Origin of the sequence: Pseudoclavibacter sp. VKM Ac-2888, assembly GCF_015351285.1 — a bacterium.
Classification (GTDB): domain Bacteria; phylum Actinomycetota; class Actinomycetes; order Actinomycetales; family Microbacteriaceae; genus Pseudoclavibacter.
The window spans coordinates 1,292,629-1,307,596 of sequence record NZ_JADKSM010000001.1; the positions used below are offsets into that span (position 1 = coordinate 1,292,629).

Below are 14,968 nucleotides of genomic sequence, written 5' to 3' on the forward strand. Positions count from 1 at the left end.
GCCTGGGATCAGCTCGTGCGGATGCGCAGTCGGTAGCCGCGCTTCACGACGGTCTGCACGATCGCTCGGTCGCCGAAGGATTCGCGGAGGCGGGCGACAGCGACGTCGGCCGCATGGGTGGTCGTCGGGCTGCCCGGCAGCCTGGCGAGGATCTGCTCCCTCGTGACGACACCGCCCGGGTTGCCGGCGAGGAGGCGCAGGACGCGCAGGGCACCCGGCGAGAGCTCGATGACGTCGTCGCCGATGACGGCGCAGCTGGAGCGGAGGAAGAGGCGTCCCGCTTCGGTCTCGATGCCTTCGGCAGCGCGCTGCGCGTAGTGCTCGATGAGCTCGCGGATGAGCGCGCCGAGCCGTCCGCGCTTCGGGACGACGGGTTCGATGCCGACCGAGCGGAGCGGGGCGGCAGTGATGGGGCCGACGGCGACGGTCACGAGCGACCCATCGCGGCAGCGCTGACGGATCCGGTCGAGCGCGCCGCCGCTCTTCTCGGCGTCGTCCGCGTCCGCGTCGCTGGAGAACGACTCGAGCCAGGCGGAGACGCCCGGCGCCGACGTGAACACGATCGCGTCGACCTCGCCGTCCGCCGCTTTGAAGGCCCACCGCGAGAGCAGCGCCGGGTCGGCGGGTGGCCCCCACCGGTACACGATGAGGCTCTCGACGTCGGCCCCCGCGGCGAAGAACTCCTCGTCGAGTCCGTCGGCTCCCGAGCCGTGGTGCTGCAGGGCGATGCGCGCGCCCTCGACGCCTTCTGCGAGCAGGAACTGGGCGAGCTCGGCGGAGGTCTCCGACTCGGCCACCCAGTCGGCGTTGAGCCCGGCCGCTTGGATCGCCCCGCGTGCCTTCGGCCCCCTCGCGACGATGCGCGCGTTTGAGAGCACTGCGACGAGGTCCTCCGCGAGCCCGTGCGCATCCGCTGCGTCGATCCACCCTCGGAAGCCGACGCCGGTGGTGGCGACGACGATGTCCGGAGGATTCGCGATGACGCGCTTCGTCGCGTCGAGCAGGTCGGCGTCGTCTTCGACGGCGGTCATGGTGAGCGAGGGCGAGTGGCGGATGATCGCCCCGCGTCGTTCAAGGGCGGTCGCGAGCTCACCGGAGCGGCGGTCGCTCGTCACGACGACGACGACGCCTGCCAGGTGCTGTTCCTGGGGAGGGCGGGTGCGTGCACCGCTCGCTGGTGGGAGGCTCATGCTGACAGTGCGTCCTGTTCCTGGAGCGAACGAGCGGCCTGCAGGAGGCCGAACTGGGCGACTTCGCCGATGACGATGATGGCGGGGTTGGCGACGCCGACGCTGCGCGCTGTGGCGTCGATCGTGCGGAGGCTGCCGCGCGTGACGCGCTGGCGGGGCGTGTGTCCGTTCTCGACGATGGCGACGGGCATGTCGTCTCGGACTCCGGCGTCGACGAGCTCGTCGCAGATGCGGCCGAGGGCGGAGACTCCCATGAGCACCACGAGGGTGCATGTGTCGCCCTTCACCGATCTGAGGAGTTCGGCTCCGAGTCGCTGGTGGCCGGTCACGACCTGGAATGAGTTGGCGACGCCGCGGTGCGTGACCGGGATGCCCGCGGCGGCCGGGACGGAGATGGCGCTGCTGATGCCGGGGACGACCTCGACGTCGATGCCCGCTTCGTTGCAGGCGAGCACCTCCTCGCCACCCCGCCCGTAGACGAAGGGGTCCCCGCCTTTGAGGCGCACGACGACGAGCCCCTGCTCGGCCTTCTCGACGAGGATGCGGTTGATCTCGTCCTGCGGCACGGGGTGGTGCTTGGGCTGCTTGCCCACGTCGATGATCTCGACGTCGGCGGGCAGCTCGGCGAGCACCGAGCGCGGCCCGAGGCGGTCGGTGACGACGACGTCGGCCTCCGCGAGGGCACGGCGGCCGCGGAGCGTCAAGAGGTCGGCGTCGCCGGGTCCCCCGCCGACGAGCACGACCCGCCCTGTGCCTGCACGGTGGCGGCGCAGGTCGATGTCCCCGGCGCGCAGGTTCTCGGCGAGCTGGTCGCAGATGAGGCGGCTGCGGCGCGGGTCGGCGCCCTGCTTCGAGACGACGCCGATCTCGACGGCCCCGGCGTCGGAGGTGGCGGGAGTCTTGGCGCTGCCGGCGGATGCGTCGCTCGCGTTCACGCACCAGACGCGTCGCTCGTTGGCCCATTCGGCGACGAGCAGGTCTGTGGTCTGGTCGCCGGTGGCGGTGTGGACGAACCAGGCACCGTCGAGGTGGTCTGCGCGGACGGGCTCGGCGAGCCAGGTGACGAGTCCGTCGGCGACGAGCCCGCCGATCGTGCCGCCGAGTTCGGGGGCGACGATCGTGACGGATGCGCCGGCCGTGACGAACTTCTGGGCGCGTCTCGCGGAGACGGCACCCGCGCCGACGATGACGACGTCGCGGCCGGTGAAGTCGAGTGCCATGAGCGTGCTCATCGTGTGCCTCCGAGGTCGACGAGCACGGTGCCGTGCTCGATGCGCACGGGGTAGGTGAGGAGGGTGCGCTCCTCTTTGCCGACGCTGTCGAGGCATTCGCCCGTGGCGAGGTCGAAGACCTGCTTGAACATGGGCGAGGCGACGGTGAGCCGTCCGCCGCGAGTGCCGACGAGGCCACGGCTCATGACCTGCGAGCCCGAGTACGGGTCGGATTGCTGCAGGGCGAACACCGACTCGTCGCCGAGGCGGAAGAGCGCGATCTGCGTTCCGTCGAGGATGGCGGCGACCCCACGTTCCGGGTGGAGGGCGCTCAGTGGGCAGACGGCGACCCACTGCGTCTGCGCGGCCGCGGCGTCGACCGTCTGCGTGTCGATGGCGATGCTCATCGTCGGACCTCCAAGGTCGTTCCTGCGATGACCGTGCCGGCGCTGCGGTCGGTGTCGTTTGCTGGGCGGAGCTGCCCTCGCTCTGGCACGTAGCCGAGCGAGGGGTCCGGCGTGGTGGGGGCGTTGACGAAGGAGACGAACCGCTCCATGACCTCGGGGTCGTTGAGCGCCTCCTGCCATTCGTCCTTGTAGTTGTCGACGTGGTTCGCGACCATGGCGTCGAGGTCCGCCGCGATGCCGAGGCTGTCCTCGAGGACGACGGCGCGGAGGGTGTCGATGCCGCCGTCGAGGTCCTCGATCCAGCGGGCCGTGCGCTGCATCCGGTCGGCGGTGCGGATGTAGTAGCCGATGAAGCGGTCGATGGCGGTGATGAGCTGCTCGTCGTCGAGGTCCTCGACGAGCAGCTCCGCGTGGCGTGGCGTGAAGCCGCCGTTGCCGCCGACGTACAGGTTCCAGCCCTTCTCCGTGGCGATGACACCCACGTCCTTCGCGCGCGCCTCGGCGCATTCGCGCGCGCATCCCGAGACGCCGAACTTCAGCTTGTGCGGCGAGCGGAGGCCGCGGAAGCGCAGTTCGAGGAAGATGGCCATGGCCACCGAGTCCTGCACGCCGTACCGGCACCAGGTGGAGCCGACGCACGACTTCACGTTGCGCAGCGCCTTGCCGTACGCCTGCCCTGACTCGAACCCGGCGTCGATGAGCTTCTTCCAGATCTCGGGCAGCTGCTCGATTCGTGCGCCGAAGAGGTCGATGCGCTGGCCGCCGGTGATCTTCGTGTAGAGGCCGTACTCCTTGGCGACGGCGCCGATCGCGATGAGCCCGTCCGGGGTGACCTCGCCGCCGGGGATGCGTGGGACGACCGAGTAGGTGCCGTCCTTCTGCATGTTCGCCATGACGTGGTCGTTGGTGTCCTGCAGGGCTGCCTGCTCGCCCTTGAGGATGTGCCCGTTGCCGAGGGACGCGAGGATCGAGGCGACGACCGGGCGGCAGATGTCGCACCCTCGGCCCCCGTTGCCGTGCCGCTCGAGGATGCCCGTGAAGGTGTGGAGGCCAGTGACGCGGACGGCATCGAAGAGCCCGGCGCGGGACATCGCGAAGTGCTCGCAGAGCGCGTTGCTCACCTCGACGCCGGTCTTCGCGAGCTCCGTGGAGAAGATCTTCTTCACGAGCGGCACGCAGGAGCCGCACGCGGTGCCCGCGTTGGTGCAGGCCTTGACGCCCGCGAGGTCGGTGCAGGCGTGGTCGGTGACGGCGCCGCGCACCGCGCCGACCGAGACGTTGTTGCAGGAGCAGACGGTGGCGTCGTCCGGCAGGTCGCCGCCGACCTCCGGCATGCCGTCGGCCGGCAGCAGGTACGCGGCCGGGTCGGTGCCGAGCTCGCGCCCGACCATCGGGCGCAGGGAGGTGTAGGCGGAGGCGTCGCCGACGAGCATGCCGCCGAGCAGCACCTTCCCGTCGTCGGACATGACGAGCTTCTTGTAGACGCCGCCGACCGGGTCGGCGTAGGTGACCTCGAGCGCGCCGGGCGACTCGGCGAAGGCGTCGCCGAAGCTCGCCACGTCGACACCCGTCAGCTTGAGCTTCGTCGAGAGATCGACTCCGGGGAAGGTCGCCGCTCCCCCGGTGAGGCGGTTCGCGACGACCTCGGCCATGGAGTATCCGGGGGCGACGAGCCCGAAGCACTCGCCGTCGATGGAGGCGACTTCGCCGATCGCGAAGATGTTGGCGACGGATGCTCGGCAGGCGTCGTCGACCTCGATGCCACCGCGAACGCCGAGCGCGAGCCCGGCGTCACGCGCGAGCTCGTCACGGGGCCGGATGCCGACGGCGAAGACGACGAGGTCGGCGAGCTCGGGTTCGCCGTTCGGGAAGTCGAGTCCCGCCGCGCGGCCCTCGGCGTCGAGGACGACGGCGCTGGCTCGTGAACCGGTGCGCACATCCACGCCGAGGTGCTCGATGAGGAGACGGAGGGCTTCGCCGCCACCCGCGTCGAGCTGGGCGGACATGAGGTGGCCGGACGATTGGACGACGGTGCACTCGGCGCCGAGGGCGACCATGGCGCCTGCGGCCTCGAGGCCGAGGAGTCCCCCGCCGACGACCGCGCCGCGGACGGTGCGGCCGAGTCGCTGTGACAACTCCGCAACCTCCGCCTTCAGCGCGACCACGTCGTGGACCGTGCGGTACACGTGCACGCCTGGCGCATCCACTCCCGCGATCGGGGGCTTCGCGGCGGCGGACCCGGTGGCGATGACGAGCTCGTCGTAGTCCTCGGTCGCGCCGAGGGAGGTGACGAGGGTGCGGGTCTCCGGGTGGATGCTCGTCACGGTCTCGGAGGTGCGGAGCGTCACGTTGGGGTGCGACCACATGAGCGGCCTGCCCAGCTCGAGGGCGGCTGGGGCGACGCCCGAGAAGGTGCTCGTGAGCTGCACCCGGTCGTAGGGTCGCCACGGCTCGTCGCCGATGACGGTGATCGCCCAGACCCCATCGGAGTCCTGCGATCGCAGCGACTCGATGAATCGGTGCGCGACCATGCCAGCGCCGATCACCACGACGTGGCGAGAGCGGGGCGCGGGGGCTGGCATGTCGTGAGCGTAGGTCTGCGATGTTTCGTCACCGTGCGGCGATTGTTTCGGGGTCATCACAGCTCGTCTCGGTGTGCTCGAGTGGGTGCGCGCATCGTGGCTCCTCCGTTGATGAACGGCGACGGGTGGTCGCTGACATGTCAGAGCGTAGAAACCGCATGTTTCACGAGGTGCGTGCTGCTGTTTCCCCGAGGCAACTTCCTTGGCACGTGCGCTCGCGGAGGGTGTGAGAAGTGAGAAACGGGAAACTGCGCTGGCGGTGCTGCTGGCGTCGGCGGCGCTGTTGGGCTTCAGCGCGCGTCGAAGCGGCGCCGGTAGCTCGACGGGGTGCTGCCGAACGCGGTCGCGAAGTTCTGGCGGAACGTGACCGGGCTCCCGAAGCCGCAGAGGGCGGCGATCTGGTCGATGGCGCGGTCGCTCGTCTCGAGCAGGCGGCGGGCTTCGTCGAGGCGACGCGACCTCACCCAAGCTGCGGGGGTCGCCCCCGTCGATTCTCGAAAGGCGCGCACGAACGACCGCTGGCTCAGGTGGGCGACGGTGGCGAGGCGGTCGACGCTGAGGTCATCCGCAAGGTGCTCGAGCACAAACGCGCACGTCGCAGCGATCGCTCCCCCTGAGGCCTCTGGCGGGACCGGGCGTTCGATGTACTGGGCTTGGTCGCCCTCGCGGTGGGGTGCCACGACCAGGTGACGGGCGACTCGGTTCGCGACCTCGGACCCCAGTCTGGTTCGCACGATATGAAGGCAGGCGTCGATGCCGGATGCGGTCCCCGCAGAGGTCATGACGTCGCCGTGGTCGAGGTACAGGGCGGCCGGTTGGACGTCGATGTCGGGGTGGCGCCCTGCGAGCTCTGCCGTGCTCGTCCAGTGGGTGACGGCACTGCGGCCGGCGAGGAGGCCCGCGTCGGCGAGGGCGTTCGCGCCGAGGCAGAGGCCGACGATGGGGATGCCGAGGTCGTGCTGGTCCCGCAGCATCCGGGTGAGGCCCGCTGCCGGGGGAACTCCGTCCTCGATCCAGGACGGGATGACGACGATGTCGGCGTCTGCGGCACTGCTGAGTCCTCGGATGCCGCCGATCGTGTACCCCTCGGCGGTTCGGATGGACCCTGGCTCGTCGGAGAAGAGGAACGTCTCCCAGGGCGCGGCGCCGCTGCGCGCGACCTCGTCGAAGACGAGGTGGGGCACCGAGAGGTGGAAGACCGTCGCGCCATTGAACGCGTACACGGCAATTCTCATGTCCCTGCCTCCTTTGGCGTGATTCCATCGTAGAGAGGTTTTTCTGCCAATAGCCTCCCTCGCAGCGAAGGCAGATGATGGATGCGGGCGACGCGCCGCCGCTCCAACCCACACCCCGCACCCCAAGAGGAGCGCAGATCATGACCTCCCCTCGCAGAGCACTTGTCCTCGTCGATGTCCAGCTGCAGTACTTCTCGGGGCCCCTCGAGATCCACCACCCGCCCCACGTTGATTCGCTTCCTCGCATCACGGCGACGATCGACGCCGCGGAGGCGGCGGGCATTCCGATCGCCGTCGTCCAGCACTCGTCCGGAGATCAGGCTCCCGTGTTCAACCCGACGATGCCGGAGTTCGCGCTGCACCCCGATGTCGAGGCACGACGGCGGCCCGCGTGGAAGGCGATCACGAAGCGCTTCAGCTCGGTCTTCGCCGAGACCGAGCTACTCGCCTGGCTGCGGGCGGCCGACATCGACACGGTGACGTTCGTCGGCTACATGACCAACAACTGCATCATCGCGTCTGCTGTGGCTGCTGAGGAACTCGGCATCGATGTTGAGGTGCTCTCCGACGCGACCGGCGCGATCAACCTCGCGAACAGCGCCGGCTTCGCGTCGGCGAAGACCGTGCACTCCACCCTGATGGCGCTCCTGCAGTCCAATCTCGCGGCGGTCGCGGCGAGCGGGGACTGGGCGGCGGCCGTCGAGGCGGGCCAGCCACTCCCGAAGGACGATCTGCCGACCTCGGCCGTGGCCGGTGTCGCGCGCTCGGCCCGTCAGGCTGGACAATAGTCAGGTGACGATCAGCACCACTTCTCGGCGGGCCGTGTTCCTCGACATCGACGGAACCCTGACGGACGGGCTCGGCAACGTGCCACCCTCAGCGGCGGCGGCCATCCACGCGGCCCAGTCCAGGGGTCACCTCGTCTTCCTCGCGACCGGCCGGAGCCCGCTCGAGATCGACCCCCGAGTGGAGGAGATCGGCTTCGACGGCATGGTCGCGGGCGCGGGCGCCTACGTGCAGCACGCGGGGACCTGGCTCGTGGACCTGCACCTGGACGAGGCGGACGCCCGCTCGCTGGCCGCGGAGCTGGATGATCTCGGCATCGACTACAGCCTGCAGGGGCGACACGGGATGCACACGACCGAGGGGCACCGTTCGCGCATGCGGCGCCTGCTCACGGGGTTCGGCTACACGGACATCGAGAACTCGGGCCTGCGGCACCACGTCGTCGACTCCGGCCCGATGAAGTTCGACCAGACCGCCAAGGTCGTGTTCAGCAGCGACGACGAGGCCTCCTTCGATCGAGTGCAGGCCCGACTCGGGAGCGCGTACGCGATCGTCGGCGGCACCATGCCGGGCCTCGGCAACGGCGGGGGCGAGATCTCGATGCGCGGCGTCCACAAGGCGGCGGCGATCGAGGCCCTGCTCCCCGTGCTCGGCCTCGGCATGGAGGACACGATCGCCGTCGGAGACAGCGGCAACGACCTCGAGATGCTGGTCGCGTGCGGCGTTGGCGTCGCGATGGGCAACGGGACCGCCGAGGCCAAGGCTGCCGCCGACCTCGTCACCGGGGCTGTGGACGAGGACGGACTCCACGCGGCGTTCGTGCGTCTCGGCCTCATCGAGGCGCACGCAGGCCGGTGAGCTCACCGGCGGTCGGCGACACCTCGTCGGACACGGCCTAGAGCCACTTCTTCCATTTGAAGACCGACCAGAGGACGACGCCGAGCGCTAGCATCCCGAAGAGCGCGAGCGGGTACCCCCATTCGGCCTCGAGCTCCGGCATGTTCGTGAAGTTCATGCCGTAGACCGTGCCGACGAGGCTCGGGGCGAAGAGGATCGCCGCCCAGCTGGTGATCTTCTTGATCTCCTCATTCTGGGCGATGCTCTGCTCGGAGAGCTTCTTCGTCTCCTCGCTCTGCGCGAGGCTAGCCTCCGAGAGTTCCCGCATGGCCTCGTTCTGCTGCTGCGTGACCAACGTGCTGTGCACGGTCAGGGCGTTCTCCAACAGCACGCGGAAGGAGTCGGCGCGCTCCGCGATGCGCAGCGAATGGTCGAGGACGTCTCGGTAGCGGGCGCGGAGCTCCTCGCTGGTGTTGTACTTCTCGGCGCCCCGCAGGAGCGCTTCGAGGATGGTTCGCAGCGGACTCGTCGCCCGCTGGAAGTTGATGACCTCGCCGAGGAGCTCGTAGATGCGGCGCGTGACGCGTTCGTCGCCCGCGAAGAGCTGATCCTCGATCTCGTCGATGTCGTTCTCGAGGCCGGCGGTCACGGGGGCGTATCCGTCGACGACCTGGTCGAGCACCGAGTAGAGGACAGCCTCGGGGCCGAGGCTCAGGAGGGCGGGACTCTGCTCCATCCGGTGCCGGACGTCTCCCAGCTCCGGGCGTGCCGCGTGCCTGACCGTGACGACGAACTCGGGGCCGACGAACAGGTGGATCTCGCCGAAGTGCACCGTCTCGGTGGCATCGACGTACCAGGCGGGTCGGAGCACCACGAAGAGGGTGCTGCCGTAGCGTTCGATCTTCGGCCGCTGGTGCCCGACCCGTGCATCCTCGACGGCGAGCGGATGCAGATCGAACTCCTTGGCGACCGCGTCGAGCTCCTCGTTGCTCGGCTGGAAGAGGCCGATCCAGGCCATGCCAGCGTGCTCACGCAGCTTCTCGAACGTCTCATCGAGCGTCACCGGGGTGAAGCAGCGACGCCCCTTCACGTAGATCCCATTGTCGATCAAGGCCATGGCTGCCCTCCTAGCACGTCGGATGTCGGTGGGGCTTCCACGGCAGCTGAGCGATCAGCCGCGGACCATGGTGCCGCCCCGCCGACTGACACTACTTCCTCGCACGTCGACAACCAGCCGCCGATGCATCCACCGGCAAGCGAGAACCCTCAGAGGGAACGCGCCAGCTGCCACTCCCGGAAGTCCTGCGCGATCTCGGCGGCGTGCGTGTGGTGGAGGTAGTGCTCCCCATCCACGGGAATGACCGTGCCGTCGCTGACCTCGGCGGCCTGCCGCTCGTGGAGGCCCATCCAGTCGCCGTTGTTCGCGTTGTCGGCCTCCACGAAGAGGAGGAGCGGCAGCTGCTCCGGGAAGCTCGTGCCGAGCGCGTTCCCGAAGTTGCTCCCGAAGTGGTCCATCTCGTCGAGGTAGGTCGGGCTGAGCGAGTTCCGGTTGCTGATGAGCGTGATCTGCTCGCGAGCTTCATCGGTGTAGACGGGCTCGTCGTAGCCGACTCCCCCGATGGCGGTGATGAGTCGCATGAGGCCGAGGTTCCTGACCGCTGCGAAGAGGCCCGTCGGGAACTCCTCGTCCATGCCCGGCTGACCGGGGACGCTGGTGTCGATCCCCACGAACGCCGTCACCTCGTCGGGGTAGCGCTCGGCGAACTCGAGCCCGTAGATGCCGGCGATGGAGTGGCCCATGAGGATGTAGCGATCGACGCCGAGCTCCTGCAGCGCCGCGTGCACCTCCGCGACGACGTTCTCCGTCGTGCGCTCACGATCCGTGCCATCGCTGAGCCCGTAGCCGAACGGCTCGACGACGATGACGCGGTGATCCCGCGCCAGGTCGTCGACCAGGGGCTGGAAGTCGAGGACCGGGGACGCCGTGCCGGAGCCGGGGAGCAGCACGATCGTGTCGGCGGCGTCGCCCGCGACGAGGACGTTCATCTGGCGACCGTCGACGTCGACCTTCTGCCCGTACTGCTCGATCCGGCCGCTCTCGATCCCAGACGCCACCGCGTGCACGAGCGTCGTCGACACCAACGCGAGCGCAACCACCGTGCATACCGCCGCAACCCCGAGCAGTGCCCTCTTCACGAACTTCTTCACGCACGCCTCTCCTGCGGCGCACCACGCGCCGACCAGATGAGTCTTCCGCTCGGACTGGCCGAGCGCATCGGCCGAAGGCCTGAGTTCTGGCCTTCAGCCGATGGCGTCCTCAGGCGTTGACCGACCGAGCGGCGACCGCGACGGCCTCTGCGACGGCGGCCGGGCTCGGCCACGGGAACGGGCGGGCTTTATGCACGGACGCAGGGTCAGCGTCGACGGCCGCGGCTGCTCGAGCTCCGCTTCGAGCGGGCACCGTGCTTGGACTTGCCGGACTTCTTGGACTTCGCGGTGTGCTTGGCGCGGGCGTCCGCCTGCTGCTGGCGCTTCTTCTTGGCGCTGCGCTTCTTGACGACGATTCCGAGCACGAAGGTGACGATTCGCAGGAACATGGGTGACTCGCTTTCGGGGTGTGTTAACTGGCGCGGCCTGGCCGCCGATCGGCGGCCAGGCCGGCTGAGGTGATGGGTTCCGAGGCCAGGCACCCGCTTGGAGGCGCGCTGGCTTGGTCCTGCGGGCTACTGCACGCGCGCTTCTGCGGGCTCTTCCTGGTTGTCGTCGCTCGGCAGGTGCACGTCGTTGATGGTGACGTTCACCTCGGTGACCTCGAGGCCGACGATCGACTCGACGGCGCGGATCACGTCGGCGCGGACGCCGTCTGCGACATCCTGCAGCGAGACCGGGTAATCGGCGACGATCGTGATGTCGACGGCGACCTGCTTCTCGCCGACCTCGACGCTCACGCCCTGGCTCTGGTCGCTCGCGTTGAGCGCATTGCGGATGGCGCCGATCGCGCGGGCCGCACCGCCACCGAGGTCGTAGACCCCACGGGCTTCGCGGGCAGCGATGCCGGCGACACGGGCGACGACGCTGTCGACGACGGTCGTCGTGCCGTGGGTGGAGGCGAGCTCCGTGCCCGCGTGGCCGGACGTCACGACGCTCTTCGAGGCCGCATCCGTCTTCGGCGTTGCCACGGTGCTGGGGGTGGCGGAAGCGTTGGGGGTGACGTTCGTCATGGGATGCTGTCCTTGGTTTCGAGCCCTGGTGCCGGTGCACCGCTGTGGGGCGTTACAAGGGAGACGTGGGCCACCGCCATTGCGTCACAAAGTTCTCGAGCCTCTCGGCGAACACTCAGGGAAAAGCTCAGCGCGCCCCGGCGTCCTCGCGGATGAAGTCGACGGCGCGCTCCGCAACCGTCATGACCGTGCCGACTGGGTTCAGCGCCGGGATCGTGGGGAAGACCGACGCGTCGGCGATGCGCAGGCCCTCGATGCCGTGCACGCGCAGCCTCGAGTCGACCACCGCGAGCGCATCCCCCGCCGCGCCCATCCGTGCCGTGCAGGACACGTGGTAGACGGTCTGGTGCGTCGCGCGGAGCACTTCGGAGAGCTCCTCGTCGGACACGACGTCGGGGCCGGGGAACACCTCCCGCACGAGGTGCGAGGCGAACGGCTCCTGCTGCGCGACTCGGCGCGCGAGCTTGGCGCCCTCGACGAGCATGGCCTCGTCGCGGCCGTCCGCATCGGTGAAGTACCCGTAGTCGATGGACGGGGCCTCGTCGGGCGACGGGGACGTAATCCACACGCGTCCGCGACTGCGCGGCTTCGCGACGTTCGGCGCGAGCGACACGTTGTTGGCCGGGATGTCCGCGCCGAACCGCTCGGCGTGCACCGTCCAGGAGTGGAGCGGGATGTGCGTCGAGATGTCGGGGACGGCGCTCTCTGGGTCGACGCGCACGACGTAGCCGGCATCCCAGCCCGTCGCGCACACCTCGGAGCGCTCGCCGCTCGCCTCCCAGACGACGAGGCCCTCCGCGTGATCCTGGAGGTTCTCGCCGACCCCGGCCAGGTCGAGGATGGGCTCAACGCCGGCAGCTCGCAGCACCTCGGCTGGGCCGATTCCGGATCGCTGCAGGAGCGCCGGGGTGTCGATGGCACCGCAGCTCAGGACGACCTCGCGCCGCGCCGTGATCTGGTGCGCTTCGCCGCGCTCGGGCCGCACGAGGACGCCCGTGACACGGCCGCCCTCGATGGTCAGTCGCTCGACGATGGAGCTCAGCACGACCGTCAGGTTCGGCCGGTCGAGGTTGTCGTGGAGGTAGGCGCGCGAGCTCGAGGCTCGGTCGTTGTTCTCCGGGTAGTAGCCGATCTCGAAGAAGCCAGCGCCCTCGACGAACTCCTCGGCATTCCACCGGCGTCGCTGCGGCAGGTCGAGCGCCGCGGCGGCGGAGGTCACCGCATCCTGGATGTACGGATTGCGGTCAGCATCCGCGACCGGAACCATCGGCGCAGCGATCCGGTCGAAGGCCCGGCTCACCTCCTCGTAGCCCCACCCCTCGACTCCCGCCGCCGCCCACTCCTCGAGGTCGCCGCGCAGGGGACGCCAGCTGATCATGGTGTTCGCGGTCGAGCAGCCTCCGAGGATGCGCAGCCTGGCCTGACGGATGAACGAGTTGCCGCGGGCCTGCGGCACGCTGCGGTAGTCGAGGTCGTATTCGCCCTCGAGCATCTCGGCCCAGCGACGGATGCTGCCGGCTCGCGGCTCGTCGACGTCGCTGGGCCCAGCCTCGATGAGCGCGACGGTGACGCTCGGGTCCTCGCTCAAGCGCGACGCGACGATGCTCCCCGCTGTTCCGCCGCCGACGACGACGTAGTCGAACAGCTGCTGGACTTCTGCGTTCACGTGCGACTCCGCTCGGTTGATGCCGGTCTGCGACTCGGGCTCGCTCCCAGCATCCGAGCTTCGACCGTGGCGACGCAAATACGAAAGCCTGAAGACGTGCATCGCTTTCCGTGATGCAAAGTCGCCTCAACATTCCTGAAACGAATGGGAAACGCCGGGGCTCCATCCTGGGCCCTCCAGTGGATGCCGCGCGATGAACGCCGCGATCCGCCACCGCGGCGCATCTCGCGAAGCGATGCGGCTGATCGCCAATCGCTATCCACCGAGGGCCGCCGCGCGGCTAGGTTCGAAGCACGCAACCGCACTCCTTCCGCCAGATCTGAGGCCAGGACTGCGACGCGGCAACGACGCCGACCCCTGGAGTTCGCCATGCCCGAAACACCCGCAACATCCGTGGTCCAATTCGAGACCAGACACATCCTTCCCATCCCCGAGAACGAGCGGACCGGATCCGTCTGGTCGCTCTTCGCGATCTGGGTCGGCATCAACATGCTGCCCCTCACCGTCGTCACCGGGGCACTCGCCAGCGGCGGATTCGGCCTCTCGATCGGCTGGAGCATCGTCGCCATCCTGACGGGCAACCTCATCGGCGCGTTCGGCGCGGCCCTCCACGCCTCCCAGGGCCCGCACCTCGGGATCCCGCAGATGCTCCAGGCCCGTGCGCAGTTCGGCTACCTGGGCGGCAGCCTCCTGGCGGCCATCGCGCTGCTCATGTTCCTCGGCTTCTTCGCGAGCATCCTCGTGGTCGCGAAGGACAGCCTCGTCGCCGTCTTCCCCTGGCTCCCCGGCTCGCTGACCATCCCCGTGCTGGCCGTCGTCGGCATCGTCATCGCGATCGTCGGCTACGACCTGCTGCAGAAGATCATGAAGGTGCTCTCGACCCTCATCGCGGTCGCCGTCATCGTCGCGATGGTCGGGCTGCTCATGAACCCGGCGGTCACCTCGCAGCGCGCCGAGGCCGGCTTCACGACGGAGGGCTTCTTCGGGATGCTCGCCATCGGCATCGTCTGGCAGCTGGCCTACGCTCCCTACGTCTCCGACTACTCCCGGTATCTCCCCAAGAAGACGGGCCCCGCGGCGGCCTTCTGGGCGACCTACCTCGGGCTCGTCCTGAGCAGCGTGTTCGTCATGGTCCTCGGCGTGCTGCTCGGCGCCGCCAACCCGGAGAACCCGCTCGGCGCGCTCGCCGAGCTGCTCGGTCCCGTCGGCATCGTCGTGCTGCTGATCTTCGGCCTGACCGCCGCCGTCATCAACGCCGCCGAGCTGTACTCGGGTGTGATGTGCGCGCTCACCGCTGCGCAGTCGAGCTTCAGCCGCATCACGATCACGAGCCGCACCCGAGTGACGGCGACGATCATCTGCGGCGTCATCGCCACGCTGGGCGCGATGGCCGGCGACTCCGACTTCATGGTCGTCTTCCAGGGCTTCGTCGCGCTCCTGCTCTACGTGCTCATCCCCTGGTCCGCCATCAACCTCGTCGACTACTTCATCGTCCGAAAGGGCGAGTACGCCGTCGATGAGCTCTTCCAGCGCGACGGCGGACGCTACGGTCGCTGGAACGCCGTCGGCCTCGGCACCTACGCGCTCGGCCTTCTCGCGCAGGCACCGTTCATGATCTCCGCGTTCTACACGGGCCCGCTCGCGGCTCCCCTCGGCAACGTGGATGTCGCGTGGATCGTCGGCTTCGTCGTCAGCGCGGTCGCCTACCTGGTGCTCGTCAAGGTGACGAAGCGGGACGATGGCGACCTCGTGAGCGTGCCCGTCGCGGTGGACTCCACCGCTCCAGGGGCCGTCGCCAAAAGCTAACCCCGCACGGAGAAGGACATCGGGCCC

Annotated in this window: 13 protein-coding genes; 3 read left to right on the forward strand and 10 right to left on the reverse strand. The window is 69.3% G+C overall.

The window, feature by feature from the left end:
• Positions 1-8: 8 nt before the first annotated feature.
• From ITJ61_RS06255 to ITJ61_RS06275, 5 genes are all read right to left on the reverse strand, one after another.
• Complete coding sequence (locus tag ITJ61_RS06255) at positions 9-1,190, reverse strand: uroporphyrinogen-III synthase (RefSeq protein ID WP_194685790.1); 1,182 nt, start codon at positions 1,188-1,190, stop codon at positions 9-11.
• Positions 1,187-2,422 carry a uroporphyrinogen-III C-methyltransferase gene (cobA, locus tag ITJ61_RS06260; RefSeq protein ID WP_194685791.1) on the reverse strand — a complete coding sequence of 412 codons (1,236 nt, stop codon included), beginning with the start codon at positions 2,420-2,422 and terminating at the stop codon, positions 1,187-1,189. Before cobA ends, ITJ61_RS06255 begins: the two co-directional genes overlap by 4 nt.
• Positions 2,419-2,808: a nitrite reductase small subunit NirD gene (gene nirD / locus ITJ61_RS06265; RefSeq protein WP_194685792.1), complete on the reverse strand. Its 390-nt coding sequence runs from the start codon at positions 2,806-2,808 to the stop codon at positions 2,419-2,421. The genes cobA and nirD overlap by 4 nt, the downstream gene beginning before the upstream one ends.
• A complete protein-coding gene (gene nirB / locus ITJ61_RS06270) occupies positions 2,805-5,390 on the reverse strand; it encodes a nitrite reductase large subunit NirB (protein ID WP_194685793.1) in 2,586 nt (861 codons plus the stop codon). The genes nirD and nirB overlap by 4 nt, the downstream gene beginning before the upstream one ends.
• A gap of 290 nt (positions 5,391-5,680) precedes the next feature.
• Entirely contained in the window at positions 5,681-6,625 is a 945-nt protein-coding gene (locus ITJ61_RS06275) for a GlxA family transcriptional regulator (protein WP_104241667.1), read from the reverse strand.
• A 140-nt stretch (positions 6,626-6,765) separates the two neighbouring features.
• Here ITJ61_RS06275 and ITJ61_RS06280 point away from each other — a divergent pair, with 140 nt between their 5' ends.
• Both ITJ61_RS06280 and ITJ61_RS06285 read left to right on the forward strand, forming a co-directional pair.
• Complete coding sequence (locus ITJ61_RS06280; RefSeq protein ID WP_194685794.1) at positions 6,766-7,413, forward strand: isochorismatase family protein; 648 nt, start codon at positions 6,766-6,768, stop codon at positions 7,411-7,413.
• 4 nt (positions 7,414-7,417) lie between these two features.
• Positions 7,418-8,269, forward strand: coding sequence for a Cof-type HAD-IIB family hydrolase (locus ITJ61_RS06285; RefSeq protein ID WP_181062966.1), 852 nt, complete (start codon positions 7,418-7,420; stop codon positions 8,267-8,269).
• Between the two features lie 37 nt (positions 8,270-8,306).
• On the opposite strand, the gene ITJ61_RS06290 is transcribed toward ITJ61_RS06285, so the two are convergent.
• From ITJ61_RS06290 to ITJ61_RS06310, 5 genes are all read right to left on the reverse strand, one after another.
• Positions 8,307-9,365, reverse strand: a complete 1,059-nt coding sequence (locus tag ITJ61_RS06290) for a magnesium and cobalt transport protein CorA (RefSeq protein ID WP_104241670.1) — start codon at positions 9,363-9,365, stop codon at positions 8,307-8,309.
• Positions 9,366-9,514: 149 nt separating this feature from the next.
• Positions 9,515-10,456 (reverse strand): alpha/beta hydrolase, encoded by a 942-nt coding sequence (locus tag ITJ61_RS06295; RefSeq protein WP_194685795.1) that lies wholly within the window; start codon positions 10,454-10,456, stop codon positions 9,515-9,517.
• 206 nt (positions 10,457-10,662) lie between these two features.
• Entirely contained in the window at positions 10,663-10,845 is a 183-nt protein-coding gene (locus ITJ61_RS06300) for a hypothetical protein (protein WP_104241672.1), read from the reverse strand.
• A gap of 126 nt (positions 10,846-10,971) precedes the next feature.
• Positions 10,972-11,469 (reverse strand): Asp23/Gls24 family envelope stress response protein, encoded by a 498-nt coding sequence (locus ITJ61_RS06305; protein ID WP_194685796.1) that lies wholly within the window; start codon positions 11,467-11,469, stop codon positions 10,972-10,974.
• A gap of 127 nt (positions 11,470-11,596) precedes the next feature.
• Positions 11,597-13,135 carry a GMC family oxidoreductase gene (locus tag ITJ61_RS06310; RefSeq protein ID WP_323744305.1) on the reverse strand — a complete coding sequence of 513 codons (1,539 nt, stop codon included), beginning with the start codon at positions 13,133-13,135 and terminating at the stop codon, positions 11,597-11,599.
• Between the two features lie 369 nt (positions 13,136-13,504).
• Between ITJ61_RS06310 and ITJ61_RS06315 the strand changes: the two genes are divergently transcribed.
• A complete protein-coding gene (locus ITJ61_RS06315; RefSeq protein WP_104241675.1) occupies positions 13,505-14,941 on the forward strand; it encodes a purine-cytosine permease family protein in 1,437 nt (478 codons plus the stop codon).
• Positions 14,942-14,968 lie beyond the last annotated feature (27 nt).

What these genes read in the sequence shown, in the direction of transcription:
- ITJ61_RS06255 (WP_194685790.1), bottom strand. Translation starts at nt 1,190, where the DNA reads ATGAGCCTCCCACCAGCGAGCGGTGCACGCACCCGCCCTCCCCAGGAA.
- cobA (WP_194685791.1), bottom strand. Translation starts at nt 2,422, where the DNA reads ATGAGCACGCTCATGGCACTCGACTTCACCGGCCGCGACGTCGTCATC.
- nirD (WP_194685792.1), bottom strand. Translation starts at nt 2,808, where the DNA reads ATGAGCATCGCCATCGACACGCAGACGGTCGACGCCGCGGCCGCGCAG.
- nirB (WP_194685793.1), bottom strand. Translation starts at nt 5,390, where the DNA reads ATGCCAGCCCCCGCGCCCCGCTCTCGCCACGTCGTGGTGATCGGCGCT.
- ITJ61_RS06275 (WP_104241667.1), bottom strand. Translation starts at nt 6,625, where the DNA reads ATGAGAATTGCCGTGTACGCGTTCAATGGCGCGACGGTCTTCCACCTC.
- ITJ61_RS06280 (WP_194685794.1), top strand. Translation starts at nt 6,766, where the DNA reads ATGACCTCCCCTCGCAGAGCACTTGTCCTCGTCGATGTCCAGCTGCAG.
- ITJ61_RS06290 (WP_104241670.1), bottom strand. Translation starts at nt 9,365, where the DNA reads ATGGCCTTGATCGACAATGGGATCTACGTGAAGGGGCGTCGCTGCTTC.
- ITJ61_RS06300 (WP_104241672.1), bottom strand. Translation starts at nt 10,845, where the DNA reads ATGTTCCTGCGAATCGTCACCTTCGTGCTCGGAATCGTCGTCAAGAAG.
- ITJ61_RS06305 (WP_194685796.1), bottom strand. Translation starts at nt 11,469, where the DNA reads ATGACGAACGTCACCCCCAACGCTTCCGCCACCCCCAGCACCGTGGCA.
- ITJ61_RS06315 (WP_104241675.1), top strand. Translation starts at nt 13,505, where the DNA reads ATGCCCGAAACACCCGCAACATCCGTGGTCCAATTCGAGACCAGACAC.